Raw genomic sequence first — 25,081 nt, forward strand, 5'->3', positions numbered from 1 at the left:
CCCAAGCTGCCGCCCGAATTCGCCGACCTCGAACAGTTCTCCGACTGGTGTCTGGGGAGCGAGCCGGAACGCTACGCCAAACGCCTGAGCAGCTCGATGCCCCAGATGCAGGCCTTCTACGACGCGATCACCGCACGCGCCGAGGAGGCGATCGCGTTCTGCGACAAGTTCCCCCTCGACGACATGCCCGAGGACGTGCTGAACCTCATGCACCTGCTGTACTCGATGATCCAGGTGTCGTTCCCGGTCGAATGCTGGAAGCAGCCGAAGGTGCCCGACTCGGGGGCGACCAGCTTGGACTGCGACGTCGAGCCCTTCCCGTGACGGTCCTGCGCGCGGCACGCTGGGCCGACGTCGAGGCCGGCGTGGTGCGCGGGCCCGCCGTCGTGGTGGTCGAGGGCAACCGGATCGTGTCGGTGGATCCCGCTGCGGCGCCGCCGGTTTCGGACGAAGACGTGGAACTGGGTGACGTGACCCTGCTGCCCGGCCTGATGGACATGGAACTCAACCTGCTCATCGGGGGCCCCGGCGGCCCCGAGGGGTTGCCCAGTCCCATGCACGGCGTGCAGGACGACCCCGCCTATCGCACGCTGCGCGGTGCGGTCAACGCCCGCACCACACTCGACGCCGGTTTCACCACCGTCCGCAATCTCGGGCTGATGGTCAAGACCGGCGGCTACCTGCTCGACGTCGCACTGCAGCGCGCGATCGAGCAGGGGTGGCACGCGGGGCCGCGTATCTATCCGGCCGGTCACGCGGTCACCCCGTACGGCGGGCACCTGGATCCGACGGTGTTCCAGCGCCTGGCGCCGGGGATCATGCCGCTGTCGGTGGCCGAGGGTATCGCCAACGGCGTCGACGACGTGCGGGCCTGCGTGCGCTACCAGATCCGCCACGGCGCCAAACTGATCAAGGTGTCGGCTTCCGGCGGGGTGATGTCGCACAGCACCGCCCCTGGGGCGCAACAGTATTCGGATGACGAGTTCGCCGCGATCGCCGACGAGGCGCATCGGGCCGGGGTACGGGTCGCCGCGCACGCCGTGGGGGACAGCGCGATCCGCGCCTGCATCCGGGCCGGGATCGACTGCATCGAACACGGCTTCCTCGCCAGCGACGACACCATCGCGATGATGGTCGACCACGGCACGTTCCTGGTGTCGACCACCTACCTCACCGAGGCGATGGCCGTCGACCGCATCGCCCCCGAACTGCGACGCAAGGCCGAGGTGGTGTTCCCGCAGGCCCAAGCCATGCTGCCGAAGGCGATCGCCGCGGGCGTGCGGATCGCCTGCGGGACCGACGCCCCCGCCGTCCCGCATGGGCACAACGCCAAGGAACTGTGCGCGCTCGTCGCGCGCGGCATGACGCCGATGCAGGCGCTGCGGGCGGCGACGATCACGTCGGCCGAACTCATCGAGGCCGACGACGAACTCGGCAGGCTGGCGCCCGGCTACCTCGCCGACATCATCGCCGTGCCGGGGGACCCGTCGGCCGACATCGCGACCACCCTCGACGTGCGATTCGTGATGAAGGACGGCGTCATTCACAAACGCGCAGAGGCTAGCGTCGGAGTATGACCCCACGGCAGGAGCCCGAGCTCACCGACAACATCCTCTGGCTGCTCAAGCAGGCGTGGTACTTCTCGTTGACGACGGTGAACGAGGCGGTCAGCGAGCACGGGGTGAGCACCGCGCAGATCGGTGTGCTGCGGCAGTTGTCGAACGAACCCGGCCTCTCCGGCGCCGAACTCGCGCGTCGGTTGCTGATCACCCCGCAGGGGGTGCAGCTGGCGGTCAAGGCGCTCGAGGAGCGCGGATTCGTCGAGCGCAGACCCGACCCGCAGCACGCGCGCATCCTCAAGGCCTACCTCACCGCCGAGGGGCGCCGGGTGGCGACCGCGGTCGTCAGCGACGCGATCGCCGCCCACGAGGCGGTGTTCGGCGTGCTCACTGCAGAGGAACAGCAGACGCTGCGCGACCTGCTGGCCCGGGTGGTCGTGAAGGGCACCGGCCACACTCTGGCCGAGGACCACGTGGGGGACTGAGCTCAGCGGTTGCCGAAACCGATGTGGCTGCGGATCAACGCGTTCGACCCCTTGAAACCAATGACAAGTACTTGATACTGTGAGCGCGATGTCCGAACCAGCTACCGGCTTCTCGCCGTTGCGCATCAAGCGGGTGGTGCGCGAGACCGCCGATGCGGTGTCGCTGGTGCTCGACGTCCCGGGGGACTGCTCCGGCCGGTTCCGGTATGAGGCCGGTCAGTTCCTGACCTTGAAGGTGACCGTGGACGGGCAGGAGTTGCGCCGCTGCTACTCCATGTCGTCGGCGCCGGTCGAGGAGGAACTCCGGATCACCGTCAAACGCGATCCCGGCGGTCTGGTCTCGAACTGGCTCAACGACACCGCGTGTGCGGGCGTGGAACTGCACGCGGCGCCACCGGACGGCCGGTTCCTGCTGCGCGACAACGGCGGTGAGATCGTCGCCTTCGCCGGCGGCAGCGGCATCACGCCGATCATGTCGTTGATCCGCACGGCGCTGGCCACCTCCGCGCGGCGGGTGCGCCTGTTCTACGCCAACCGCACCCGAGATTCGGTGATCTTCGCCGACGCGTTGGCCGGTCTGGCCGAGCAGTTCGCCGACCGGCTTACCGTCACACACCATTTCGACGACGCCGGTGGTGTGGTCACCGCCGGTTCCGTCGCAACGTTCGCCGCGGGCGCGGCCGATCCGGACTACTACATCTGCGGCCCGGCCGCGTTCATGGACACGGTCGAGGCGGCGCTGACCGTTGCGGGCGCACCCCGCCACCGCGTGCACCTCGAGCGGTTCCAGGTGACGCCGGTCGCTGCCGTCGACATGCCGGAGACGACCGAGGAAGTCGTCATCGAACTCGACCGCAAAACCACCACCGCGGCCTACCGGGCGGGCAACACCCTGCTGCAGACGGCCCGCACCGCCGGGCTGCGCGCCCCGTCGTCCTGCGAAACCGGTTCTTGCGGAACGTGTATGGCGCGGGTGGTGTCCGGCAGCGCCCGGATGCTCAACAACGACGCCCTCGACGACGACGAGGTCGCCGAGGGGTGGGTGCTGACGTGTCAGTCGCTGCCCACCAGCCGCACCGTGCACGTGGTCTACGAGTAGGAGAAGCCAGCCGATGTCGAGAGTCGCGGTGGTGACCGGGGGCGCTTCCGGGATGGGGGAGGCGACCTGTCACGAACTGGGACGCCGGGGCCACCGCGTCGCGGTGCTCGACCTCAACGGCGATGCGGCACAACGGGTCGCCGAGGAACTGCGCGCCCAGGGCGTCGCCGCGCTCGGCGTGGCCGCCGACGTGGGTGACCGCGCCGCCGTGGACGAGGCGTTCGCCAAGGTCCGCACCGAACTCGGCCCGGTCCACATCCTGGTCACCAGTGCGGGTCTGGTGGACTTCGCGCCGTTCCTCGAGATCACCCCGCAGGCCTGGCAGCGCCTCGTCGACGTCAATCTGACCGGCACCTTCCACTGCTGCCAGGCCGCAATACCGGACATGCTCGATGCGGGCTGGGGCCGCATCGTGATGATCTCCTCGTCGAGCGCCCAGCGCGGATCGCCCGGGATGGCGCACTACGCCGCGTCGAAGGGGGCACTGCTGTCGCTGACCCGTTCGCTGGCAAGGGAATACGGCACCTCCGGCATCACGGTCAACAACGTCCCGCCGTCGGGCATCGAGACGCCGATGCAGCACCAGTCGCAGGCCGCCGGACACCTGCCGCCCAACGAACAGATGGCCGCGAGCATCCCGGTGGGCCACCTCGGCACCGGCGACGACATCGCGGCCGCGGTCGGATTCTTGTGTTCCGAGGAGGCCGGCTTCATCACGGGCCAGACCCTCGGCGTCAACGGCGGGTCGGTGATGTGAGCACGTCACCAGAACAGGGAGGTTCACATGGGGCGCTGGCCTAAACCGCAGGAGGGCAGCTGGACGGAACACTATCCCGCGCTGGGGACCGGCCCGGTGTCGTTCCGGGACTCCGTCTCACCGGAGTTCTACGAACTCGAGCGCGAGGCGGTGTTCAAGCGGGCCTGGCTCAACGTCGGCAGGGTCGAGGAGTTGCCGCGCGTGGGCAGCTACCTGACCAAGCAGATCGACGCCGCCAGAGTCTCGGTGATCGTGGTCAAGGGCCGCGACGAGCAGATCCGCGCTTTCTACAACATCTGCAGGCACCGCGGGAACAAGTTGGTGTGGAACGACTTCCCGGGTGAGGAGGTCAAGGGCACCTGCCGACAGTTCACCTGCAAGTACCACGGCTGGCGGTACGGACTGGACGGCGCGCTGAAGTTCGTGCAGCAGCCCGCGGAGTTCTTCGACCTCGACACCGAGAAGCTGGGGCTCGCCCCGGTGCACTGCGACGTGTGGAACGGGTTCATCTTCATCAACTTCGACCGCGAACCGCGGTGGAGCCTGCGGGAGTTCCTCGGCCCGATGATCACCGCACTCGACGACTACCCGTTCGAATTGATGACCGAGCGTTACGAATTCGAGGCGCACAACAACAGCAACTGGAAGATCTTCGCCGACGCCTTCCAGGAGTACTACCACGTTCCGTCGCTGCACTCCCAGCAGGTACCCAGCGCGGTGCGCCAACCCAATCAGACGTTCGAATGCGGCCACTTCCAGATCGACGGGCCGCACCGCCTGGTGTCCACGGCGGGCACCCGACGCTGGCTGCTGGACCCCGAGTTCATGTATCCCGTGGAGCGGGTCACCCGCAGCGGACTCGTGGGGCCGTGGCGCACACCCGAGACACACCAGTCGGCAGGCCTGAACCCCGGGGGCATCGAACCGTGGGGGATCACCAACTTCCAGATCTTCCCGAACCTGGAGATCCTCATCTACCACGGCTGGTATCTGCTCTACCGGTACTGGCCCACGTCGCACAACACCCATAAGTTCGAGGCCTACAACGCCTTCCACCCGGCGCGCACCGTGCGCGAGCGCATCGAACACGAGGTCGCGTCGGTGGTGCTCAAGGAGTTCGCACTGCAGGACGCCGGAATGCTCGGCGGCACCCAGGCGGCGCTGGAGTACGGGCTGGACGAGCCGATCGTCGACGACTACCCGCTGTCCGATCAGGAGATCCTGGTCCGCCATCTGCACCACGAGGCGGTCAAGTGGGTCGAGGAGTACAAGGCCGAGCGCGCTCCGGTGGGGGTGTGACGATGACGTGTCTGCCCAGTGCGTTCGCCGAGTTCGAGCCGTTCGCCGAGAAATGGTGCCTGCCAACCGAAGCCGAGCGGTGGGCGGCCCGGCTGGCCACCCCGATGCCCGAGATCCGGGAGTTCTACGACGCGTTCGCACCCCGCTTCGAGGAGGCGATCGACTACTGCGACAAGTTCCCGCTCGACGACGTGCCCGACGATGCGCTGAACCTGCTGCACCTCATCTACTCGATGATCATGGTCTCGATGGCCGTCGAGATCTTCGGAACCCAGAAACCGACCGACTCCGCCGATGCGGAGATGCACCGCGTCAGCGCGCCGGTGCCGTGACGACCAGGACGGGACGACCATGACTGTGCTGACCATCAACAAGCTCACCGCCTCGGTGGGCGCGGAGGTGACCGGACTGCACCCCGAAGCGCTGGCCGACGACACTCTCGCCGCGGCGGTCCTCGACGCACTCGAGGACAACGGGGTGCTGGTGTTCCCGGGTCTGCACCTCGACCCGCCGGCGCAGGTCGCGTTCTGCCGCCGCCTCGGCGAGGTCGACCACTCCTCGGACGGACACCATCCCGTCGCGGGCATCTATCCCGTCACCCTGGACAAGTCGAAGAACTCGTCGGCGGCCTACCTGCGCGCGACGTTCGACTGGCACATCGACGGCTGCACCCCCACCGGGGACGAGTATCCGCAGATGGCGACGGTGCTCTCCGCGCGGCAGGTTGCCGAAAGCGGCGGGGAGACCGAGTTCGCCAGCTCGTATGCCGCCTACGACCACCTCGACGAGGACGAGAAACAGCGCCTGGGATCGCTGCGGGTGGTGCATTCCCTCGAGGCCTCCCAGCGTCGTGTCACCCCCGACCCGGCACCGGAGTTGTTGGCGCGCTGGCGGTCTCGGCCCACCCACGAACACCCCCTGGTGTGGACGCACCGCAGTGGCCGCCGATCGCTCGTGCTCGGCGCGTCCGCCGACTACGTGGTCGGGATGGACCGGGACGAGGGGCGGGCGCTGCTGGCCGACCTGCTCGACCGCGCCACCCGCCCCGAGCTGGCCTACAGCCACACCTGGTCGGTCGGCGACACGGTCATCTGGGACAACCGCGGCGTGCTGCACCGGGCGGCGCCGTACCCGGAGAACTCACCGCGGGAGATGTTGCGCACCACCGTGCTCGGCGACGAACCGATCCAGTGACGACGTCCTCTCGTTGACGCCGCACCGCCGGTATGAAAACCTGATACGCAAAGATGAGAATCACGTTCTCGCTTCTGGGATCGAATGGAGCACCGAATGGCGGAGGACCTCACCGCAGTCGACTTCTTCCGGGACAGCCGGCTCACCGACGACCCGTACACGTTCTACGCGGCGCTGCGTGACAAGTGCCCGGTCACCAAGGAGAACCACTACGGCGTCACCATGGTGACGGGCTGGCAGGAAGCGGTCGACGTCTACAACGACGCGGAGACGTTCTCGTCGTGCATCTCGGTGACCGGACCCTTCCCGGGATTCCCCATCAAGCTCGAGGGTGACGACGTCACGGAGCTGATCAAGGAACACCGCGACGAGATCCCGTTCAGCGACCAGCTGCCGACCCTGGACCCGCCGACGCACACCAACCACCGCGCCCTGTTGATGCGGCTGATCACGCCCAAGCGCCTCAAGGAGAACGAGGACGCGATGTGGCAGCTGGCCGACGACATCCTCGACGAGTTCCTCGGGCCCGGCGAAGGCGAGTTCATCAAGGGTTTCGCGGCGCCGTTCACGCTGCGGGTGATCGCTGATCTGCTCGGGGTGCCGGACGAGGACCGGCCGGAGCTGCTCGAACGCCTCGCCAAGGGGACCCACGGCGGTGCGCTGGGCAGCGCGGAGAAGTCGCTGACCAAGACGCCGCTGGAGTACCTCTACGACGTGTTCGCCGAGTACGTCGAGGACCGGCGGCGCGAACCGCGCGACGACGTGTTGACCGGGCTGGCGACCGCGACTTTCCCCGACGGCACCATGCCCGAGGTGGGCGACGTCGTGCGGGTGGCGACCAACGTGTTCTCGGCGGGCCAGGAAACCACCGTGCGGTTGCTGTCCACCGCGCTGAAGGTGATGGGGGACCGGCCGGACATTCAGCGGGCACTGCGCGAGGACCGCAGCCTGCTGCCGAACTTCATCGAGGAGTGCCTGCGGATCGAGAGCCCCGTCAAGGGCGACTTCCGGTTGTCGCGGGTGCCCACCACGATCGGTGACGAACCGCTCGGCGCCGGCTGCACGGTCATGGTGATCAACGGTGCGGCCAACCGGGATCCGCGCCGTTTCACCGACCCCGACACCTTCGATCCGCAGCGCAAGAACGCCCGCCAGCACCTCGCGTTCGGCCGGGGCATCCACAGCTGCCCCGGGGCTCCGCTGGCCCGCGCCGAGACCCGCGTCGGGCTCGAGCGGCTGCTCGACCGCACCACCGACATCCGCATCAGCGAGGCGCACCACGGCCCCGCCGGCAACCGGAACTACACCTACATCCCGACCTACATCCTTCGTGGTCTCACCGAGCTGCACCTGGAATTCGATGTGGCGGAGGGCAAGTCGTGAAGGTGCGCGTCGACGAGGACCGCTGCGCGGGGCACGGCATGTGCCTGACCCTGTGCCCCGACGTCTTCGAGATGACCGACGACGGCTGGGCAGTCGCGGATCCGGAGGAGGTCCCTGCCGACCTCGAGAGCGCCGCCCGCGACGCCATCACGAACTGCCCCGAACAAGCCATCGTCGAAATCGACTGAGCAGCAAGGAGACCAGAGTGCCCAAGGCCTACATCCTCATCACCGAGGACGTCAAGGATCCGGCCGGTATGGCGGAGTACGGCAAACTCGCCGCGCAGACGATGGCGGGCTCGACGCTACTGTCGTTCGACGCCAAACCCGAGGTGATCGAAGGGGAGTGGCACGGCACCCAGACGGTGCTGATCGAATTCGAATCCGAAGAGGCCGCCAAGGAGTGGTACTACTCCGACGCCTACCAGGAGGCGCTGAAGCTGCGCCAGGCCGCCGCCGACTGCAAGGGCGTCATCCTGCACGGCCTGGGCTAGTTGTACTGCGCGAGCAGACACAGATTCGCGTGATCCGCGCCCGCGGCACGCGAATCTGTGTCTGCTCGCGGCTACGGGTCGACGGACCGAGATGAACATTCGGGCGCTAAAGTGCGGGTGGTTCCGCCATTTTGTCGATCTCGGCTACGCCCCGGTGCGGACGCTGGACATCACTAGTTCGAGATACGGGCGGTAGAGGTCTTCCCCGTCGAGGTGACTCTCGAGGGTGATCCCGTCGTTGGCCGCCAACACGATCCGGGCGAGTGTCTCGGGTTCCATCGTGAGCGTGCCGCCGATGCGGGCGACGTTGCGGCTGATGAACTCGCCGAGCGCGCGGATGGTCTCGAGGCGTTGAGCGGTCACGCGTTCGCGTGCGTCGGGATTGCGCAGGAGATACAACGTCAGCTCGTACCCCAGGGCCGCCCGGTCGGTTCCGCTGCTGAGCTGGCGCCACCGCTGCGCGAGTTCGTCGAGGTTCACGTCATCGAGGTTGTGAAACGACATCATCACCTCTGCGAAACCGTCGAGGAACCGCTGTCGTTGACGGTCGACGACCGCGAGGAACAGCTTCTCCTTGGCGCCGAACTGCGAGTAGATGGCACCGCGGGTGAAGCCCGCCGCGTCGGCGATCTCCTCGAGCGCCGCGCCGGTCAGACCCTTGCGCGCAAACACTTCCTCAGCCGCGTCCAACAGGATCTGGCGGGTGTGCTCGATACGGCGTTCTTTGGTCCAACGTTCAGCCACGGGGCTCATCCTCCCACCGCTGTCGGTGATCGTGAGCCGGCTCAACGGACGCTGCCGGACAGGTGCATGCTGACGCCCGTGGGCTCGTCGGCCCAGAAGGACTCCCACGGTTCGACGGTCGCGGTGAGGCCGGTGCAGTAGAGCGCCTGTGCCTTGAAGGTCCGCGCCGCAGCGCTGAGGTGGTGCCGCACCGGGTGGAGGCGGCCCGTGGCTTCGGGCGCGGGCCGACCCCAGAGCAGGTGCTGCGCCGGATCTTCCTGCGCCGTTCCCCCGCCGACGACGGAGGCGGAGATGCGAACGTGGGGGTCCGTCGTGCCGACGCCGTCTCCAAGTCCCGGCGACTCGATCACAGCGCCCAGGATGGTCAGTGCGCGCCGATGAGCGACATCGTCGGTGACGACGACGACCCGCCATCCGGCGCGGCCGCGGTCGAATATGAAGCCGCCGACGTGGCGAATGGCCTCGGGGACGCTCTCGGTGACGACGTCGATGCGATAGCCCATCGTGGATCCTTCCGGCTGTGATGTCCACCACGTTTATACACGCTTGTATCGGTGATACGTCGGTGTATAGAGTGAGGACGATCACAAAAACGCACCACGGTGCGCCCCATCACAGCGAGCGGCGCAGAACCGGACCGGCCCTCGTCCGGCGAACACCCTCGCGTTGTGGTCGACGTCGATCAGAGGAGGACTCCCTTGATGCCAGCAACACGCCCCGGTGATTGGCTCGATCCGGCTTCCGGGCTGGGTCTCGGCCTCGATGACGTCGCACCGGGGACGTTCAACACGACCATCGGAACCGACCGCTACACCTGCCCGGAGTATGCGGCGCGCGAACGGGATGCGATCTGGAAGCGGACGTGGCAGATCGCCGGCCGTGTCGAGGACCTGCCGAAGCCCGGCGACTGGAAGAAGTACGACATCCTCGACCAGTCCTTCATCATCGTCCGCGGGAAGGACGGGGTGCTGCGGGGTTTCGTCAACGCGTGCAGGCACCGCGGCAACGCGCTGTGTGTCACCGAGACCGGTAACGCCAAGCGCGGCTTCCTCTGCCAGTACCACCTCTGGTCCTACGACCTGGACGGCAGGCTGAAGGGACTGCTGCGCGAGAACCTCGCCGGCCCCATCGACAAGACCGAGAACTCGCTGCTGAAGGTATCGGTGGACACCTTCGCCGGCTTCATCTTCCTCAACCCGGATCCCGAAGCTCAACCGCTGCGGGAGTACCTCGGTGAGGACGTGGTGACGCTGCTCGAGCCGTACAACATCGACCAGTTCACCACCGTCATGGACGTCACCGAGGCCATCGAGTGCAACTGGAAGGTCGTCATGGACGCCTTCGAAGAGGGCTACCACATCAATGGCATCCATCCCCAGCTGCTGCAGGTGCTGCACATCAATCCCAAGACCGCCCGGTACCGGTTCTTCGAAACCCACAGCGTCGCAATGGCACCGTTCGAGGTGGCCGGCGCAAGCGCACAGGAGCAGGTCGAGGGGATGCTGGCACTGCCGGAGACGTTCCCCGGCACCGTTGCAGTGATCCCGCGGTTCCAGGAGCTCCTGGCGCCGTATCAAGACGAGGACGGAAAGGCGACCTTCCCCGACGGTGTCACCCCCCGCGCGCTGTTGCAGCAGGCCACCCGCGAGGTGCTGACCGGGATGGGTCTGGACGTCAGTGCGCTGACCGACGACCAGATGGTCGACAACCAGGGGTGGGTGCTGTTCCCCAACTACTTCATGACCGTCCGTGCCGGTGAGTGCCACGTCATCATGTCGCGGCCGCACCCCGACGGCGATCCGAATCGGTGCATCTGGCATGTGGCCAGCTACATGTACGTGCCCGAGGAATTCCGCGACGCCGTGCGGGCCGAGGCGATCGTCGTGGACGCCCCGGGTAGCCACAAGTATTTCGAAGCACTGCAACAGGATTACGAGCAGATGCCGCGCCAGCAGAAGGGTCTGCGCAACGACCGGCTCGAACACATGTCGCTGGTGAAGGAAGAAGTCGTCATCGCCCACTACCACTCGGTGGTGGACCGCTACATGGCCGACACCCAACCCGAAAGTAGGACACGTTGAACCTCGAAGAACGCATCGCCCACCACGTCCGGATGGCCGAGGCGTATCGCGACGCCTATCTGCGCCAGGGCGTGCAGGACGGCGAAGCCTTCGCCGACGCCTGGAAATTCGCGGCGGACGGGGTGTATGTATCGCCGTACTTCACCGGCGACCAGGTGTTCAAACTCAGCGAGTTTCCCACCGACACCGCCAAGGCCTCCACGATGGAGGCCAAGGCGTACTCGCTGAAGTTCCCGGACTGGAAGCCGGCGAGCTTCAGCTATTGGGCCGCCGACAACGGCGTCGTGATGAAAACGCGGTGGGAAGGGCACACCACCGACGGGGCGAAGATGGGTTTCTACTCCTACAGCTTCATCGAGACGAACGACGACTGTGAGATCACCCGGTGGGAGACCCACGTCAATGACGAGTACAACGCGTTCCTCGACGTCGCGATCGGTGTGCACGGACCGTTCAACGGCACCGGCGAGTACGTCGAGGCTCTCGAACGCACACTTGCCGCCGCCGGGGTGACGGTGTGACCGCGATCAACGACGTCCTCGCCGGCGCGACGGGCCGGTCGCGTGCCGTACTCGAGTACAGCCGGGTCACGAAGCAGTTGGTCGACAGCGCAAAGCAACCCGGCTTCACCATCGAGAGTTGGGCGCCGCTCGCCGAACTCGTCGCCGTCGACGACTTTGTCCGCATCGGGCCGTTCAAGGAGGTGATGAACTGGGCCGAGTACGCTGAATTCCTCACCAACTGGGCGAAGTCCTCGGACTGGGACTGTTCGTTCCAGCGCATCACCGAGACACCTGATCTGGTGTTCCTCGAGCTCGAGGAACGTAGTCGGATCGGTGATTTCAACAGCGTGGTGAACACCGTGTCGGTCTACGAATTCAACTCCGACGACAAGGTCCGCCGCATCGCCGTCTACCTCCAGATGCAGCTTCCGGATCCGGCCGCGCTGCCCGACTTCCAGGGTGCCGGAGGCGCTGAGTGACGGAGCAGCAAACCTCCGTCGACATCGACGTCGTCGACTTCTTCACCGACAACACCGTCCTGCACGACCCGTACGAATACCTGGCGGCCGTGCGCAACGAATGCCCGGTCCGCCGCGAACCTCATCACGACGTCGTGATGATCACCGGCTACGAAGAGGCCGTCGCCGTTTACAACGACAGCGCGCGCTTCTCGTCGTGCACCTCGGTGACCGGACCGTTCCCGGGATTCCCGGTTCCGCTGGAGGGTGACGACGTCTCCGACCTGATCGCCCAGCACCGCGACCAGCTGCCGTTCAACGACCAGCTGCCGACCCTGGATCCGCCGCTCCACACCGATCACCGGGCGCTGCTGTCGCGGATGATCACGCCCAAACGCCTCAAGGAGAACGAGGAGTTCATGTGGCGGCTGGCCGACCGTCAATACGACGAGGCACTCGCCGGCGGACGTTGCGAATTCGTCGGCGACTACGGCAATCCGTTCGCGATGCTCGTCATCGCCGATCTCCTCGGAGTGCCGGAGTCCGACCACGCCGACTTCAAGGATCAACTGCTCACCTCCACCGGCACCATCGGCAGCAGCAGCGGTGACGCGATGCATCACTCGCCGCTGGAGTATCTCTACGGCAAGTTCACCGACTACATCACCGATCGCCGCGAGCACCCCCGCGACGACGTGCTGACGGGCCTCGCGTCGGCGCTGTTCCCGGACGGCCGGACGCCACCTGTGGAAGACGTCGTGTGTGTGGCCGCCAATCTGTTCGCGGCGGGGCAGGAGACGACGGTTCGGCTGCTCAGCACCGCGGTGATGATGATCGCCGAAGACGCTGCGCTACAGGCGAAGTTGCGCGCCGATCGCGGCCTCATCCCCGGTTTCATCGAGGAGGCGCTGCGGGTCGAGAGCCCGATCCGTGGCGATTTCCGGCTGTCGAAGGTGCCCGTCAGCGTCGGTGGTGTCGACCTACCGGCGGGCACAACGGTGATGCTGAACAACGCCGCGGCCAACCGGGACCCACGCAGATTCACCGATCCCGACACCTTCGACCTCCACCGGTCGAATGCGCGACAGCACATCGCCTTCGGCCGCGGACCGCACAGCTGTCCCGGGGCCCCGCTCGCCCGCGCCGAGACCAAGGTCAGCATCAACCGGCTTCTGGACCGCACCTCCGACATCCGCATCGACGAGGACAAGCACGGTCCCGCCGGCGACAGGCGATACCGGTACCTACCGACGTTCATCCTGCGGGGGCTCACCCGCCTGCACATCGAGTTCTCGTAAGGACCCACCCGCCAATGCCTTTCGAAAACACCACCGCCATCGTGACAGGCGGCGCCCAAGGCCTGGGCCTGGCCATCGCCGAAGCGCTCGCCGCCCGCGGCACCAGGGTCGCCATCTTCGACCTGGCGGGCGACCGGATCGCCGCCGAGGTCGCCCGACTACGCGATGAGGGCGGCACCGTCAACGGGTACACGGTCGACGTCTCCGACCGCAGACAGGTCCGGGCCGCCGTCGAGCAGGTCCGCGCGGACCTCGGTCCCGTGCTCATCCTGGTCAACAACGCCGGAATCGAGCAGTTCGGCAAGTTCGCCGAGATCACCGACGAGCAGTGGGACCGGGTGATGGCGGTCAACCTGCGCGGGCCGTTCATCTGCACCCAGGAGGTGCTGCCCGACATGGTCGACGCGGCGTGGGGGCGCATCGTCAACATCTCCTCGTCGAGCGCGCAGGGTGGTCAATCCCGGATGGCGGCCTATGTCAGCTCGAAGGCCGGCGTCATCGGCTTCACCAAGGCACTGGCACTGGAATTGGGGCCCAAAGGGATCACGGTCAACACGATCCCACCGGGCATGGTGGTCACCCCGATGCTCGAGAAGGCGATCGAGGAAGGCAGGTTCACCGCGTCACTGGACCACTTCGCCAAGATCACCCCGGTGCGCCGGGCGGGGCGACCGGAGGACATCGCCAACGCTGCCATCTTCCTGTGCCAGGACGAATCCTCCTATGTGACAGGGCAGATCATCGGGGTCAATGGAGGTCGCCGCACGTGAACGAAACGCACACCGACGAACCGCTGCTGACGCCGCTGCGTGCCGACGAATGGGGCGACAGGGAGTACGCGGCCTACGGTGCGCTGATGGGCCTACCCGCCGAGAAGGTCCCGCGGGCCGGTTCCGGACATGCCGCGGACCCGCTCAACTTCGACATCATCGGCCTGCTGGCCCGTCACCCGGACATGACCCGACGGTTCCTCGGCTTCAACGGCTGGCTGCTGCAGCGCGGCGAATTACCCGTACGGTTCCGCGAATTGGCGATCCTGCGGGTGGCACGCCTCCGCCGGTCTGCGTTCTTCTGGGGTGAGCACAGCAGGGTGGCCACCGAGGCCGGGGTGCCCGCCGACGACATCGCCCGCCTCGCCGAAGGCAACGAGGGGTTCTCCGGCGTCGACCGGTTGATTCTCGAGGCGACCGACGAACTGCTGACCCACGGTCACGCCGACGCCGCGACCTGGCACCGCCTCACCGGCGAACTCGGCACACACCAGGCGATGGAGCTCATCTTCGTCGTCGGGACCTACGCCATGTTGGCGATGGCCTTCGACACCTGGCGGCTGGCCCCGCCGGAGGGCAGCGCACCGCTACCCGACTGAGCAGACACAGATTCGCGTGAATTGCCCGCAATTCACGCGAATCTGTGTCTGCTCGCGGATGTCACTTGAGCACGCGCACCGGGACGTGGGACCAGCCCGCGACGTTCTGCATGGCCACCCGGCGGCACTCATCCCACAGCACCTCGTAGCGGGGCATGAAGTCCAGCAGCCGCTCGAGGGCGATCGCGCTCTCCATGCGGGCCAGCGCGGCGCCGAGGCAGCTGTGCACCCCGTATCCGAAGCCGAGGTTCTGTGCCTCGGTGCGGTCGCGCTCGATGTCGAACTTGTCGGCATCGGTGAACGCCTCCGGATCGCGGTTGGCCGAACCGCCCAGCAGGAACACGGGTTTGCCCGCCGGGATCGTGACCCCGTGGATCGTCACGTCCTTCATCGACCGCCGCACGTTGTACTGCGCCGGCGCCTCGTAGCGCAACAGCTCCTCGACCGCGGCGGGGATCTTGCTGCGGTCGTCGAGCAGCTTCTGCCACTGATCCGGGAAACGCGCGAACGTGACCGCGGCGTTGCCGATCAGCTTCGTCACGGTTTCGGCGCCCGCACCACCCAGAAGCGTTGCGAAACCGGCGATCTCGAGGTCGTCGAGGCGCTCCATACGCCCGTCCTCACGCTCGATCTCGGCCTGCACCAACGCGGTGAACATATCGTCCTGGGGGTTCTCCCGCCGCTGCGCGATCAGCTCGAAGTACAGACCCATGGCCTCGGCGATGGCCTGCATCCCCTCCGGGGACATCTCCTCCTGGCCGGGTTCGCGGTGCAGCGAGGTGTCCACCCACTGGCGCACCTGCTGGCGGCGATCCTCCGGGACGCCGAGCATCCGGGTGATGACCTCCACCGGGAAGAACGCGGCGAACTCCTGCACGACGTCGAAGTGCTCCGGGTCGGCGGCGCGGAAGCACGAATCGATGGTCTCCTCGACCATCGGCTGGAGTTTCGCGATCTGGCGCGGGGTGAACACCTTGTTGACCAGGCTGCGCATCTGCCGGTGCTCCGGCGGATCCATCAGGATGATCATCTTGAACGGCGCTGGTTCCCCGGTCTTCACCATCGACAGGTCGAGACCGTACGCCGACGAGAACGTCTGGTAGTCCTTGAACGCGGCCGCCACGTCGGCGTGCCGGGAGAGTGCGTAGAAGTCCAGTTCCTCGTTGTAGTACACCGGCGCCTCTTCGCGCATGCGCCGGTAGATCTCCCAGGGCTCGTTGAAGTACTCCTCGGAGAACGGGTCGAAGACAACGTCGGAACTGGTGGTGGGGCGGGTCATTCACTCTCCCGTTCGGCCGCGGCGCGGGTCACTCGTCGCGGATGGATATGGCTTGTCGCGGGCATTGGCGCACCGCTTCTCTGACCTGCTCTTCGTTCTCCGGGGTGACCTCGTCGGTCAACACGTGCAGGTAGTCCTCGTCGTCCAGGTCGAACACCTCGGGGATGATGCCCATGCACACCCCGTTGCTCTCACACAACCCGAAGTCGACCTCGATCTTTTTCGTCATCGCAGCACCCGCACCGGCACATGGTGGTACCCCGCGACGTTCTGCATGTGCACCCGCTCGAGGCCGTCGAAGTCGACCTCGTAGCGCGGCATGAAGTCGAGCAGGTGTTCCAGCGCGATCGCGGTCTCCATGCGGGCCAGCGCCGCACCCAGGCAGCTGTGGATGCCGTAGCCAAGGCCGAGGTTCTGCGCCTGGGTGCGGTCGCGGGTGATGTCGAACGTCTCGGCGTCGTCGAAGGCGCGGGGGTCCCGGTTCGCGGCGGCCTTCATCAGGAACACCGGTTTGTGCTTGGGCACCGTGCCGTTGGGCAGCTCGGCGTCCTTGAGCGTGTAGCGGACGTTGTACTGCACCGGGCCGACGTAGCGCAGCAGTTCCTCCACGGCGGCGGGGATCAGGCTGCGGTCGTCGAGCAGCAGCTGCCACTGCTCGGGGTGGCGGGCGAACTCCACCACCGCGCTGCCGACGAGTTTGGTCACCGTCTCGGCGCCCGCGCCACCGAGCAGCGTGGTGAAGCCCGTGATCTCCAGATCATCGAGCTTGCGCATCTGCCCGTCCTCGCCGGGGAGCTCCGCGGCGATCAGCCGGCTGATCATGTCGTCCTGCGGGTTCTGCCTGCGTTCCTGGACCAGCCCGTAGTAGTACATCCCGGAGTCGATGTTGGCCTGCATGTTCTCCTCGGAGAACTCGACCTGACCGGGTTTGCGTTCGAGGCTGGCGTCGATCCAGGTGCGGACCTGCTGGCGGAACTCCTCGGGCACCCCGGCCATGCGGGTGATGACCTCGACGGGGAACGGGCCGGAGAAATCCTGTACGACGTCGAAGTGGTCAGGGTCGACCTTCGACAGGTAATGCGCGACGAGTTCGGTGATCGTATCCCGCTGGGACTGGATCGCCCGCGGGGTGAACGCCTTGTTGAGCAGGCTGCGCATGTGCCGGTGCTCCGGCGGGTCCATGAAGATGATCGACTTCTGCGGACCCTCTTCGGAGCGCACCATGGTCAGATCGCAGCCGCGCGACGACGAGAACGCCTCGTAGTCCTTGAGCGCGGCGGCCACGTCCTCGTGCCGGGTCAGCGCGTAGAAATCCTGCTCCTCGTCGTAGTAGATCGGAGCCTCGTCGCGCATCCGCCGGTAGATCTCGTACGGATTGTCGAAGTACTCCTGCGACACCGGATCGAATTTCAGCTGCGGCTTGGTCATGGGCTCCTCCTTCGCGGCGGGCTGGCCGGAAGCGTTACGTAAGGCATATTTACTGTAAAGCTAACAGTTTTCGGCTCCGGAAGGCGTGAGTTCGCCGATCACGTCGTTGAGCAGACCGAGGTCGGTCCCGGCCTGTGCGGCGATCGCGCGCACCACGTCGACGTCCTTGCCGACGAACGCGCCCGCCATGTCGAGGAACGCGGTCACCGAGCCGCGTCCGGCGACCATGTTCAGCACTCGGCTCGACGAGCTGCCGTGGGTGAGCGCTTCCAGGAGTTCGGGTTCGGCGACGCCCAGCGCACCGCCGAGGCGCACCGCCTCGCGCAACAGTCCGATCTGGGCGGCGAACACGGTGTTGTTCACCAATTTGACGCTCTGACCTGCACCGAGCGGGCCGACGTGGAGGATCGGATCGCCGTAGGCGGCCAGCGCCGGGCGCACCCGCGCGACGGTGTCGTCGGATCCGCCGACGAACAGCGTGACCGCACCTGCCGCGATGTCGTGCGGCCCCCCGCTGACCGGCGCGTCGACGACCTCGATCCCTCGGTCACGGCCGCGGGCGGCCAGTTCGCGGGCCGTGTCGGGGCTGCCGGTGGTGTGCAGCACCAGCGCGGTGCCCGGCGCCATGGCCGCGAGCAGCCCGTCGTCGAGGCACACCGCGCGCACCTGATCGTCGGTGAACACGCACACCATCACCACGTCGGCCCCGGCCGCCACATCGGCCGCCGTGCCCGCCGCGCGGGCGCCCAGTTCGGCTGCCGCGTCGCGTTTCTCCTGGGTGCGGCCCAGCGCGGTGACGGTGTGGCCGGCGCCGACGAGGCGGCGCACCATCGGTGCGCCCATCCGGCCCGCGCCGACGAAACCGATCCGGCTCACCGCGGATGGTCCATCGACTCCAGGGCCGTGTCGGCCGCGGTGAACACCGAACCCTCGGGCGCCGACGCGGTGGCGGCGATGCTCGCGGCGTGCCGGACGTCCTTCTGCAGTAGCGCCCCGGCGATCGGAGCGAGCCCCTCGACGGTGCCGCCGAACATGCTGATGCTGCCCAGCGCCTTGCTGGTGGCCGAACCGCCGTTGAGCACCTCGGCCAGCCGGACCCGGGGGATACCGAGCGATTCGCCGAGTTCCAGTGTGCTCAGCGCACTTCCGAGGTTCGCGGTGAACAGCAGATTGTTGAGGATTTTGGTGACCTGACCGCTGCCCAGTGGTCCGAGGTGCACGATCGGATCGGCGTACGTCGCGAACACCGGCCGCGCCCGCTCGGCGTCGGCCTCCTCACCACCGACCATCACGAGCAGGTTGCCCTGTTCGACCGCGGGGCCACCGCCGCTGACCGGGGCGTCGATCACCGAGACCCCCTGTGCGGCGGCCTTTTCGGCGATCTCCCTGCAGGTGTCGGGGTGCACGGTGCTGTGGATGGCGATCAGCGAACCGGGCGCCAGTCCGGCCAGCACGCCGGTGTCCCCGTAGAGCACCTCGCGGACGTCGTCGTCGCCGACCACGCACAGGCACACCAGGTCGCTGGCGGCGGCCAGTTCGGCGGGGCTGCCCGCGGTCTTGGCGGCGGTGTCGGCGTACGGTTCCAGGCTCGCGGCGCGCCGCGCCCACAGGGTCAGCTCATACCCGCCCTCGACGATCCGCCGCGCCATCGGGCCGCCCTGACTGCCGAGGCCGATGAATCCCACGCGCATCTAACCCACCTCCACTCTCTGCTCCGCGCCGCGGGAGACGACGCACTCTTCGACGAACGACAGCACCTTGAGGTGATAGGCCGCGGCGGTCACGCCGAGGCTGAGGTTGTGCCCGGCCGCGGTCTGCTCCGCGGTGACGAAACGGGGTGCGGCGGTGAACATGTCCGCGATCTGCGCGAGCGCCTCGGCGTCGGAGCACCAGACCCGTTCGTGCTCGGCGTGGCTGAACCGCACCGGCACCCGCACGTGCGCGGCCACCGCCGGGAAGTCCCGCGCGGGCCAGTCCCGCACCATCGCGGCCTCGTACGGTGCGCCCGTCGAGGAGTTCGTGATACCGGTGAGCACTTCGGCGGGATACAGCTCGGCGGGTTCCCACAGCAGCTGCCGCAACCCGGGTGGGCGCCGCGCCGGCCCGGCCTCGCGCAGAACTTCCGAGGCTTCGGCCTGGTAGCGCAGTCCGGTGCCCGCGAGCTCCACGCCGAGCAGCTCCGCACCCCGCGAGTCGGCGGCCATCCGCAGGGCCAGTTCGCAGCCGTTGGAATGTGCGATCACGAAAAGACCGGCGCCGCGGTCGCGTTCGCCGAGCATCGCGTCGACCGCCCCGTAGGCCAGCGCGACACGCTGCTCCGGTCGTTCCAGCGCGTCGGGATACGGGGCGGAGCTGCCGTAGCCGGGCCGGTCCAGCGCGATCACCGTGAACCCGAGCTGGGCGCCCAGACGCAGCAGCGACAGCCGCGGATGGCCGGGGCAGTCGAAATACGCTGCGGTGCTGGCCCCGCCGTGCAGTGCGACGATCACCGCGCGGGGCTGTTCCGCCTCGGCCATCAGGCCGGACATCGGGATGCCGTCGACCATCACCACCCGCGGGCGCGGCGCGGTCATGCGTCACTCCTGAGCAGCAGCACACCGCTCGGGGTGAGCCCGCCGCTGCTGACGACCGCGACGCGGGCGTCGGCCACCTGGCGTTCACCGGCCTCCCCGCGCAACTGACTGACCGCCTCGTGCATCAGGCCCATCCCGTGGGTGCGACCGTGGGAGAGCTGGCCGCCGTGGGTGTTGAGCGGCAGCACCCCGTCGCGGGCGATGTTGTGGCCGCCGTCGAGGAAGTCCTTCGCCTCACCGATCCCGCAGAACCCCAGCGCCTCGATCCACGACAGACAGTTGAACGTGAACCCGTCGTAGAGTTCGGCGACGTCGACATCGCTGGGCCGCAGGGAGGTTCGGGTCCACAGGTGGGCGCTCTGGCCCAGCACCTGGGGTTCGTGGGTCAGTGTGGTCTGGTCCCAGTCGGTGCGCTCGAGGATCTGGGTGCCGACGGCCTCGATGTACACCGGCTTCTTCGGCATGTCCCTGGCGGCGTCGACGGCGGAGACCACGACCGCGACGGCGCCGTCGCACGGTACGTCGCAGTCGTAGAGCCCGAACGGCGTGGTGATGGGCCGCGCGGTCAGGTAGTCCTCCATCGACATCGGCTCGCGGTAGATCGCGGTCGGGTTGAGCGCGGCGTTGGCCCGCTGGTTGAGCGCGATCCAGCCGAGCGTCTCGCGGGTGGTGCCGTAGCGGTGGAAGTGCCGCTGCGCGTTGAGCGCCAGCGTGTGGGCCGCCGACGTCGCGCCGAACGGCATCTGCCAGCTGGTGGTGCGGCCGCCGCCGGGCGGGGCCATCCTGCCCTCCTTGAGCAGCTGCCCGAAGGTGGCCTCCCACAGCGTGCGGAAGCACAGCACGTGACGCGCCATCCCGGTGGCGACCGCCATCATCGCCGCGATCACCGAACCGCCGGGGCCGAAGGTGTCCATCCCGCCGTTGATCCACGTCGGATGCAGTCCGAGGGCGCCCTCGAGCGCCGTCACACCGCCCTCGCCCATCCCCGCGACGTCGAGGCTCGGGTACGTCGAGAGGCCGTCGATGTCGTCGAACGTCAGGCCCGCGTCGGCGACGGCGGCCTCGCACGCCTCGATGGTCAGCGACAGCGGCGGCACCATCAGCCTGCGGCCCAGCCGCGACGCGCCGATCCCGGTGATCGCCGAGTGCTCCTCGAACTTCTCGGCGCGCAGCATCGGCCGTACGTGGTCACCGAACCGTTCGGGTGCTGTCTCGTCGGCGGGCAGCTCACCCGGTTCGCCCGCCACCGGCCGGAACAGGGGCAGCCACACGTCGGCCACCTGCTCGAACACCACCTCGACGGGTTGTCCGAGTTCGAGCGAATCCGGTTCCGCCTCCACGATGTTGGTGGTGAGCCGGACCCGCGAATCCTCCTCGATCGCCACCTGCGCCACGACGTACGGCGGCGGCAGGTCGGGGAAGCCGAAACGGTGGTTGACGGTGAAACCCGCCAGCGTGCCGCGGCCGGAGACGGTGCGCACCCCGAGTTTCTGGCTGCGGCAGTACCGGCAGATCGGCTGCGGCGGGTGGATCAGCGCCTGGCAGTCCTGGCACTCCTGCAGGCGCAGTTCACCGTCGGCGCCCGCGGTCCAGAAGAACTCGTTCTGCGCGGTGACCTGTGGCAGCGGCCGGCCCGGGATGTCCGTCACGCTCACAGCCCCGGCAGCATGTGCTCTTCGCGGACGGCGGCTGCGTGGTCACCGTTCGCGGCATCGTCGACCGAAGCGGCCCCTGCCGGTGGTTGAGAAGGTCTGTCGTGCAACGGTTCTCCCTCGTGCATCTCGATGATCGCGTGCACCGGGCAGTCGAGCAGCGCCCGGCGCACCGCAGGCTGATCGGCCTCGGGCACGGTGCCGTTGCCGATCAGCGAGGCGTACCCCCAGTCGTCGAGGGAGAAGTACTCGGGTGCGTGCTTGGCGCAGATCCCGAAGCCGTCGCACATCGTGCGGTCGAGGCGGATCCTCACGCGCTCACCACCGCCTCCACTTCGTAGGGTCGTCGGACGTCGAACGGATCGACCGAGCAGCTGTCGCACTCGCCCTGCAGATGCCGCGCGACCACCTGTGGGAACGCGGTGAGCAGGCTCGCCGCGACGTTGGTGGCGGCGTCGAGCGTCGCGCACGCGCCGCGGCCCCGCAGCACCACCGACCAGCGCTCCAGCCGGGCGAGATCCTCGTCGGTGGCGACCCCGTCGCGCAGGGCCTCCGCGACGGCGGCCATCGCCGCGGTCCCGTTGAAGCACGACCCGCACTGTCCGGCGTTCTCCCGGTCGAAGTAGGCGAGCACCGACGCCGCGACCGCGACGGGACATTCGTCGGTCAGCACGCCGACCGCACCGCATCCCAGCCCGCTGCCGAGCCGGCGCAGCGCCTCGTGGTCGAGCGTGGCGTCGAGGACGTCGCGGTTCAGCAGTCCGGTGAAGTACCCGCCCATCAGCACCCCGCTCACCGCGTCGGGTGAGATGCCGTGCCAGGTCAGCACATCGGCGAGCGCGACGCCGTGCGGCAGCTCGTAGAGCGCCGCCGGCCTGCCGCCGCCGGTGATGGTCGCCAGGAACGTCCCGGGGGAGGATGCGGTGCCCGCCGACCGGTAGGTGCGTGCGCCGTGCGCGTGCAGGAACGGCAGGTTGGCGAGGGTCTCGACGTTGCTCACCAGCGTCGGCAGTCCGGCCACGCCCTCCTCGAACGGGCGCGGTGGTTTGTCGGTCGGTTTGGCCGGGCCGCCGTTGACGGCGCGCACCGCGGCGGTCTCCTCTCCGGCGACGTAGCCGGCGTCGACGGTTTTCACGTCGACGGCCACCCCGTCCATGACCGACGAATCCAGCTGTCCCAGCGCGGTTTCCACACTGCGCGCCGACTCCGGATCGGAGACGTAGACGACGGCGCGGTGTGCCTCGACGATGCGGGCGGCCAGTCGCAGCCCGTCGAGCACGAGGTGCGGGCGGTGCCGCAGCAGCCACCGGTCCTTGATCGAGGCGGGTTCGCCCTCTTCACCGTTGGCGATCGCGACGGCGCCCCCGCGGGCGCGGCCGTGGTCGCGTACCGAGCGCAGCTTGACCGCCATCGGGAACGCCGCACCGCCGCGGCCGAGCAGACCGGACAGTTCCACCTCGTCGAGCAGGCGGTCCGCGTCGGTGAGTACGCGGTATCCGCCGGACTGCGCGTAGTCGGCGTAGTCCTCGCGTCCGGTGCCTTCCTGCAGCAGACGGGCGGTGGCGCCGGGCCAGACGCCGGTGGTGAGTTGGGTTGCGGCGGTGGGGTTCATCGGCTACTCCGTCTCCGCGGATAGGCTGACCGGCATGAGGACTGCGGTGGTGCGGGTCGGCGTGGACCCGGCGGGGGAGCTGACCCACGACCAGCTAGCCGAGGGCATGACGCGCCTGCGTGAGCTCGGTGGTGCGGCGGGTGCCGAGGTGGTGGACAACAACCTGCCCGCGATGCCGCCCGGCAGGCGGGAGGCCGAACTGCTGATCGCCGGCGAGGATGCGGACGACCTCACGCAGTTGGCGATCGGACTGTGCGCGCAGGCGTTCGGCACCCAGCCGGTCGCCGGTGTGCTGACCTACATCAGCCGCGGCACCGACGACGACGCGCACGGCGTCCTCGCCGGGTTCGGGCTCACCGGCGACATCGTCAGGACCGTCGACGACGACGGCTGGGACGTCGTCCGCGTGACGCTGCGCAAATCCGATCTCGAACGAATCCCGGAGAGCCGCATACACACCGCACTGGAGGCCTCGCTGAACTGCGAGGTGCACATCCACACCGTCTGACATCTCTACCGTCCCAGGAAGTCCAGGATCGCCGGTGCGGCCTGTACCCACGTGTCGAACAGGCAGAAGTCCTTGCCTCCGCTTCGCGCCATCTTCTCGCCCGCTCGTTCCCAGGCGTCTTCGGGCCATGGTGGATCGATCAGCCTGGATCCTTTGATCAGGCAGTGCACTTCGAGCGACGTGCGCTTGGGATGGTCCCAGTCGTTTTCGCCGCCGCGGATGATGAGGGTGGGCGCCACGAGGTCGTCGAACATCTCGTCGGGAACACCGGGGATCGTCTGCCCCGGCTTGGGGACGAACGCGTTGAGCCAGCGCCGCGACAGCTTGAGGAAGTCGTCGACGTCGAGGTCGAGGATGCGCTGCTCGTTGGCCGGGTTCTGCGCGATGCGTTCACGCCACTCCGGCACGTTCAGCAGTCCCTCGATGCCGAGCCCGCGTACCGCCAGGATGCTCGGCACGACGTAGTGGCCGCCGAGGACGAAACTCCCGTACACACCGCCGACGATGTTCCACACCACCAGCTTTCGCACGATCTCCGGGTACAGCATGGCGGTCAGCATCGAATCCCGCGCACCGCCCGAACCCCCGGCGATGATGCAGGGGCCGATGTCAAGTCCGGTGATCAGCGCATGCAGTGTCTCGGCGCGCATGTGGGATTCGCTCTCGCCGTAGAACTGCACGTCGGACTTGCCGCAGTTCGGCCTGTCCCACAGCAGTACCCGGTAGCCACCGTCGACCAGGGCTTGCGCAAGCGGCCGCAGCCCCGGAATGTCCTTGCTGAACCGTCCCCCCGGGGTGAGTGCGATGAAATCGCCTGATTCACCGAGGATTTCGTACACGACCCGGCCGCCGTTGACCTCGAAGATCCGTTCGCCGCGTTCGAGGGTGGGCCCGGCCGCCTCGTCGGTGGTCGTCATGCCATCACCAGCACATCGTTGCCGACCACGCGGACCGGGTAGGTGCGGATACTCCACTCGGGTTTGACCGCGGTGGTGCCCGTCGCCAATTCGAAACCCCACTGGTGCCACGGGCAGTAGATGTACTCGAGATCGCGCACCATCACCGCGTCGCCGGGCACGTTGTCGTCGACCACGGTGCGCCCGCGGGCGCGGCCCACACACAGCGGACCGCCCTCGTGCGGACAGTAGTTCGCGATCGCGTAGAACGTGCCGTTGACGTTGTAGACGCCGACGCCGTGGCGTCCGATCGGCACGACTTTGTGTGAACCGGGCGGGATCTCGTCGACGGTGGCCACGATGTGTTCACGCCCCTGGGCGAGCCGGGGCGGCTTCTTGTCCTCTGTCATC

Annotated in this window: 31 protein-coding genes; 18 read left to right on the forward strand and 13 right to left on the reverse strand. The window is 67.9% G+C overall.

Annotation, left to right across the window (positions count from 1 at the left end):
* From AU194_RS20545 to AU194_RS20595, 11 genes are all read left to right on the forward strand, one after another.
* Window positions 1-324 (forward strand): hypothetical protein (locus AU194_RS20545; RefSeq protein WP_157576336.1); only part of this gene is annotated, 324 nt, incomplete at its 5' end.
* Window positions 321-1,577, forward strand: coding sequence for an amidohydrolase family protein (locus tag AU194_RS20550; protein WP_231743508.1), 1,257 nt, complete (start codon window positions 321-323; stop codon window positions 1,575-1,577). The genes AU194_RS20545 and AU194_RS20550, both read left to right, overlap by 4 nt.
* Window positions 1,574-2,044, forward strand: a complete 471-nt coding sequence (locus AU194_RS20555; RefSeq protein WP_059091114.1) for a MarR family winged helix-turn-helix transcriptional regulator — start codon at window positions 1,574-1,576, stop codon at window positions 2,042-2,044. Before AU194_RS20550 ends, AU194_RS20555 begins: the two co-directional genes overlap by 4 nt.
* 88 nt (window positions 2,045-2,132) lie before the next feature.
* Complete coding sequence (locus tag AU194_RS20560; RefSeq protein ID WP_059091177.1) at window positions 2,133-3,143, forward strand: ferredoxin--NADP reductase; 1,011 nt, start codon at window positions 2,133-2,135, stop codon at window positions 3,141-3,143.
* A gap of 13 nt (window positions 3,144-3,156) precedes the next feature.
* Window positions 3,157-3,900: an SDR family NAD(P)-dependent oxidoreductase gene (locus tag AU194_RS20565; RefSeq protein WP_059091115.1), complete on the forward strand. Its 744-nt coding sequence runs from the start codon at window positions 3,157-3,159 to the stop codon at window positions 3,898-3,900.
* A gap of 27 nt (window positions 3,901-3,927) precedes the next feature.
* Window positions 3,928-5,199, forward strand: coding sequence for an aromatic ring-hydroxylating dioxygenase subunit alpha (locus AU194_RS20570; protein WP_059091116.1), 1,272 nt, complete (start codon window positions 3,928-3,930; stop codon window positions 5,197-5,199).
* Between the two features lie 2 nt (window positions 5,200-5,201).
* Window positions 5,202-5,531 (forward strand): hypothetical protein, encoded by a 330-nt coding sequence (locus AU194_RS20575; protein ID WP_059091178.1) that lies wholly within the window; start codon window positions 5,202-5,204, stop codon window positions 5,529-5,531.
* A gap of 19 nt (window positions 5,532-5,550) precedes the next feature.
* On the forward strand, window positions 5,551-6,393 hold the full coding sequence (locus AU194_RS20580) for a TauD/TfdA family dioxygenase (protein ID WP_059091117.1): 843 nt from the start codon (window positions 5,551-5,553) through the stop codon (window positions 6,391-6,393).
* Between the two features lie 96 nt (window positions 6,394-6,489).
* The gene (locus AU194_RS20585; protein WP_059091118.1) at window positions 6,490-7,776 is read left to right on the forward strand and encodes a cytochrome P450; all 1,287 of its coding nucleotides are present in this window, start codon (window positions 6,490-6,492) and stop codon (window positions 7,774-7,776) included.
* A complete protein-coding gene (locus tag AU194_RS20590; RefSeq protein WP_059091119.1) occupies window positions 7,773-7,964 on the forward strand; it encodes a ferredoxin in 192 nt (63 codons plus the stop codon). The genes AU194_RS20585 and AU194_RS20590 overlap by 4 nt, the downstream gene beginning before the upstream one ends.
* 17 nt (window positions 7,965-7,981) lie before the next feature.
* Entirely contained in the window at window positions 7,982-8,269 is a 288-nt protein-coding gene (locus AU194_RS20595) for a DUF1330 domain-containing protein (protein ID WP_059091120.1), read from the forward strand.
* A gap of 144 nt (window positions 8,270-8,413) precedes the next feature.
* Here the strand turns inward: AU194_RS20595 and AU194_RS20600 are convergent, their stop codons facing one another.
* Both AU194_RS20600 and AU194_RS20605 read right to left on the reverse strand, forming a co-directional pair.
* Complete coding sequence (locus AU194_RS20600) at window positions 8,414-9,013, reverse strand: TetR/AcrR family transcriptional regulator (protein WP_059091179.1); 600 nt, start codon at window positions 9,011-9,013, stop codon at window positions 8,414-8,416.
* Between the two features lie 41 nt (window positions 9,014-9,054).
* The gene (locus tag AU194_RS20605) at window positions 9,055-9,516 is read right to left on the reverse strand and encodes a hypothetical protein (protein ID WP_059091121.1); all 462 of its coding nucleotides are present in this window, start codon (window positions 9,514-9,516) and stop codon (window positions 9,055-9,057) included.
* Window positions 9,517-9,714: 198 nt separating this feature from the next.
* Between AU194_RS20605 and AU194_RS20610 the strand changes: the two genes are divergently transcribed.
* Genes AU194_RS20610 through AU194_RS20635 form a run of 6 tightly spaced genes read left to right on the forward strand, consistent with a single transcriptional unit; the run spans window position 9,715 to window position 14,722 of the window.
* Complete coding sequence (locus AU194_RS20610; RefSeq protein WP_059091122.1) at window positions 9,715-11,094, forward strand: SRPBCC family protein; 1,380 nt, start codon at window positions 9,715-9,717, stop codon at window positions 11,092-11,094.
* Entirely contained in the window at window positions 11,091-11,615 is a 525-nt protein-coding gene (locus tag AU194_RS20615; RefSeq protein WP_059091123.1) for a hypothetical protein, read from the forward strand. The genes AU194_RS20610 and AU194_RS20615 overlap by 4 nt, the downstream gene beginning before the upstream one ends.
* Entirely contained in the window at window positions 11,612-12,076 is a 465-nt protein-coding gene (locus AU194_RS20620) for a hypothetical protein (RefSeq protein WP_059091124.1), read from the forward strand. Before AU194_RS20615 ends, AU194_RS20620 begins: the two co-directional genes overlap by 4 nt.
* Entirely contained in the window at window positions 12,073-13,353 is a 1,281-nt protein-coding gene (locus tag AU194_RS20625; RefSeq protein ID WP_059091125.1) for a cytochrome P450, read from the forward strand. Before AU194_RS20620 ends, AU194_RS20625 begins: the two co-directional genes overlap by 4 nt.
* Window positions 13,354-13,367: 14 nt before the next feature.
* Window positions 13,368-14,123: an SDR family NAD(P)-dependent oxidoreductase gene (locus AU194_RS20630; RefSeq protein WP_059091126.1), complete on the forward strand. Its 756-nt coding sequence runs from the start codon at window positions 13,368-13,370 to the stop codon at window positions 14,121-14,123.
* Window positions 14,120-14,722, forward strand: coding sequence for a carboxymuconolactone decarboxylase family protein (locus tag AU194_RS20635; protein ID WP_059091127.1), 603 nt, complete (start codon window positions 14,120-14,122; stop codon window positions 14,720-14,722). The genes AU194_RS20630 and AU194_RS20635 overlap by 4 nt, the downstream gene beginning before the upstream one ends.
* Before the next feature lie 61 nt (window positions 14,723-14,783).
* Here the strand turns inward: AU194_RS20635 and AU194_RS20640 are convergent, their stop codons facing one another.
* From AU194_RS20640 to AU194_RS20680, 9 genes are read right to left on the reverse strand one after another with little or no spacing between them, the layout of a single operon-like run.
* Window positions 14,784-16,001 (reverse strand): cytochrome P450, encoded by a 1,218-nt coding sequence (locus AU194_RS20640; protein WP_059091128.1) that lies wholly within the window; start codon window positions 15,999-16,001, stop codon window positions 14,784-14,786.
* A 28-nt stretch (window positions 16,002-16,029) separates the two neighbouring features.
* Window positions 16,030-16,230 (reverse strand): ferredoxin, encoded by a 201-nt coding sequence (locus AU194_RS20645; RefSeq protein WP_059091129.1) that lies wholly within the window; start codon window positions 16,228-16,230, stop codon window positions 16,030-16,032.
* Window positions 16,227-17,429: a cytochrome P450 gene (locus tag AU194_RS20650; RefSeq protein ID WP_059091130.1), complete on the reverse strand. Its 1,203-nt coding sequence runs from the start codon at window positions 17,427-17,429 to the stop codon at window positions 16,227-16,229. Before AU194_RS20650 ends, AU194_RS20645 begins: the two co-directional genes overlap by 4 nt.
* 60 nt (window positions 17,430-17,489) lie before the next feature.
* A complete protein-coding gene (locus AU194_RS20655; RefSeq protein ID WP_059091131.1) occupies window positions 17,490-18,305 on the reverse strand; it encodes an NAD(P)-dependent oxidoreductase in 816 nt (271 codons plus the stop codon).
* Window positions 18,302-19,120, reverse strand: coding sequence for an NAD(P)-dependent oxidoreductase (locus tag AU194_RS20660; protein WP_059091132.1), 819 nt, complete (start codon window positions 19,118-19,120; stop codon window positions 18,302-18,304). The genes AU194_RS20655 and AU194_RS20660 overlap by 4 nt, the downstream gene beginning before the upstream one ends.
* Window positions 19,121-20,002, reverse strand: coding sequence for an alpha/beta hydrolase (locus tag AU194_RS20665; protein ID WP_059091133.1), 882 nt, complete (start codon window positions 20,000-20,002; stop codon window positions 19,121-19,123).
* A complete protein-coding gene (locus tag AU194_RS20670; RefSeq protein WP_059091134.1) occupies window positions 19,999-21,651 on the reverse strand; it encodes an OB-fold domain-containing protein in 1,653 nt (550 codons plus the stop codon). The genes AU194_RS20665 and AU194_RS20670 overlap by 4 nt, the downstream gene beginning before the upstream one ends.
* A 2-nt stretch (window positions 21,652-21,653) precedes the next feature.
* Complete coding sequence (locus AU194_RS20675) at window positions 21,654-21,968, reverse strand: ferredoxin (RefSeq protein WP_059091135.1); 315 nt, start codon at window positions 21,966-21,968, stop codon at window positions 21,654-21,656.
* The gene (locus AU194_RS20680) at window positions 21,965-23,266 is read right to left on the reverse strand and encodes an NADH-ubiquinone oxidoreductase-F iron-sulfur binding region domain-containing protein (RefSeq protein ID WP_059091136.1); all 1,302 of its coding nucleotides are present in this window, start codon (window positions 23,264-23,266) and stop codon (window positions 21,965-21,967) included. Before AU194_RS20680 ends, AU194_RS20675 begins: the two co-directional genes overlap by 4 nt.
* A gap of 34 nt (window positions 23,267-23,300) precedes the next feature.
* Between AU194_RS20680 and AU194_RS20685 the strand changes: the two genes are divergently transcribed.
* Window positions 23,301-23,774, forward strand: a complete 474-nt coding sequence (locus tag AU194_RS20685) for a hypothetical protein (RefSeq protein ID WP_059091137.1) — start codon at window positions 23,301-23,303, stop codon at window positions 23,772-23,774.
* A 5-nt stretch (window positions 23,775-23,779) separates the two neighbouring features.
* Here AU194_RS20685 and AU194_RS20690 read toward each other — a convergent pair whose 3' ends face one another.
* Together AU194_RS20690 and AU194_RS20695 are read right to left on the reverse strand one after the other, a co-directional pair.
* Window positions 23,780-24,691 (reverse strand): alpha/beta fold hydrolase, encoded by a 912-nt coding sequence (locus tag AU194_RS20690; protein WP_059091138.1) that lies wholly within the window; start codon window positions 24,689-24,691, stop codon window positions 23,780-23,782.
* On the reverse strand, window positions 24,688-25,080 hold the full coding sequence (locus AU194_RS20695) for a Rieske 2Fe-2S domain-containing protein (RefSeq protein WP_059091139.1): 393 nt from the start codon (window positions 25,078-25,080) through the stop codon (window positions 24,688-24,690). The genes AU194_RS20690 and AU194_RS20695 overlap by 4 nt, the downstream gene beginning before the upstream one ends.
* Window position 25,081 lies beyond the last annotated feature (1 nt).

The organism is Mycobacterium sp. GA-2829 (assembly GCF_001499965.1).
Lineage (GTDB): Bacteria > Actinomycetota > Actinomycetes > Mycobacteriales > Mycobacteriaceae > Mycobacterium.

Coding starts and splice junctions, on each gene's coding strand:
- AU194_RS20555 (WP_059091114.1), top strand. CDS start 1,574: ATGACCCCACGGCAGGAGCCCGAGCTCACCGACAACATCCTCTGGCTG.
- AU194_RS20560 (WP_059091177.1), top strand. CDS start 2,133: ATGTCCGAACCAGCTACCGGCTTCTCGCCGTTGCGCATCAAGCGGGTG.
- AU194_RS20565 (WP_059091115.1), top strand. CDS start 3,157: ATGTCGAGAGTCGCGGTGGTGACCGGGGGCGCTTCCGGGATGGGGGAG.
- AU194_RS20570 (WP_059091116.1), top strand. CDS start 3,928: ATGGGGCGCTGGCCTAAACCGCAGGAGGGCAGCTGGACGGAACACTAT.
- AU194_RS20575 (WP_059091178.1), top strand. CDS start 5,202: ATGACGTGTCTGCCCAGTGCGTTCGCCGAGTTCGAGCCGTTCGCCGAG.
- AU194_RS20580 (WP_059091117.1), top strand. CDS start 5,551: ATGACTGTGCTGACCATCAACAAGCTCACCGCCTCGGTGGGCGCGGAG.
- AU194_RS20585 (WP_059091118.1), top strand. CDS start 6,490: ATGGCGGAGGACCTCACCGCAGTCGACTTCTTCCGGGACAGCCGGCTC.
- AU194_RS20605 (WP_059091121.1), bottom strand. CDS start 9,516: ATGGGCTATCGCATCGACGTCGTCACCGAGAGCGTCCCCGAGGCCATT.
- AU194_RS20610 (WP_059091122.1), top strand. CDS start 9,715: ATGCCAGCAACACGCCCCGGTGATTGGCTCGATCCGGCTTCCGGGCTG.
- AU194_RS20630 (WP_059091126.1), top strand. CDS start 13,368: ATGCCTTTCGAAAACACCACCGCCATCGTGACAGGCGGCGCCCAAGGC.
- AU194_RS20640 (WP_059091128.1), bottom strand. CDS start 16,001: ATGACCCGCCCCACCACCAGTTCCGACGTTGTCTTCGACCCGTTCTCC.
- AU194_RS20645 (WP_059091129.1), bottom strand. CDS start 16,230: ATGACGAAAAAGATCGAGGTCGACTTCGGGTTGTGTGAGAGCAACGGG.
- AU194_RS20650 (WP_059091130.1), bottom strand. CDS start 17,429: ATGACCAAGCCGCAGCTGAAATTCGATCCGGTGTCGCAGGAGTACTTC.
- AU194_RS20660 (WP_059091132.1), bottom strand. CDS start 19,120: ATGCGCGTGGGATTCATCGGCCTCGGCAGTCAGGGCGGCCCGATGGCG.
- AU194_RS20665 (WP_059091133.1), bottom strand. CDS start 20,002: ATGACCGCGCCGCGCCCGCGGGTGGTGATGGTCGACGGCATCCCGATG.
- AU194_RS20680 (WP_059091136.1), bottom strand. CDS start 23,266: ATGAACCCCACCGCCGCAACCCAACTCACCACCGGCGTCTGGCCCGGC.
- AU194_RS20685 (WP_059091137.1), top strand. CDS start 23,301: ATGAGGACTGCGGTGGTGCGGGTCGGCGTGGACCCGGCGGGGGAGCTG.
- AU194_RS20690 (WP_059091138.1), bottom strand. CDS start 24,691: ATGACGACCACCGACGAGGCGGCCGGGCCCACCCTCGAACGCGGCGAA.
- AU194_RS20695 (WP_059091139.1), bottom strand. CDS start 25,080: ATGACAGAGGACAAGAAGCCGCCCCGGCTCGCCCAGGGGCGTGAACAC.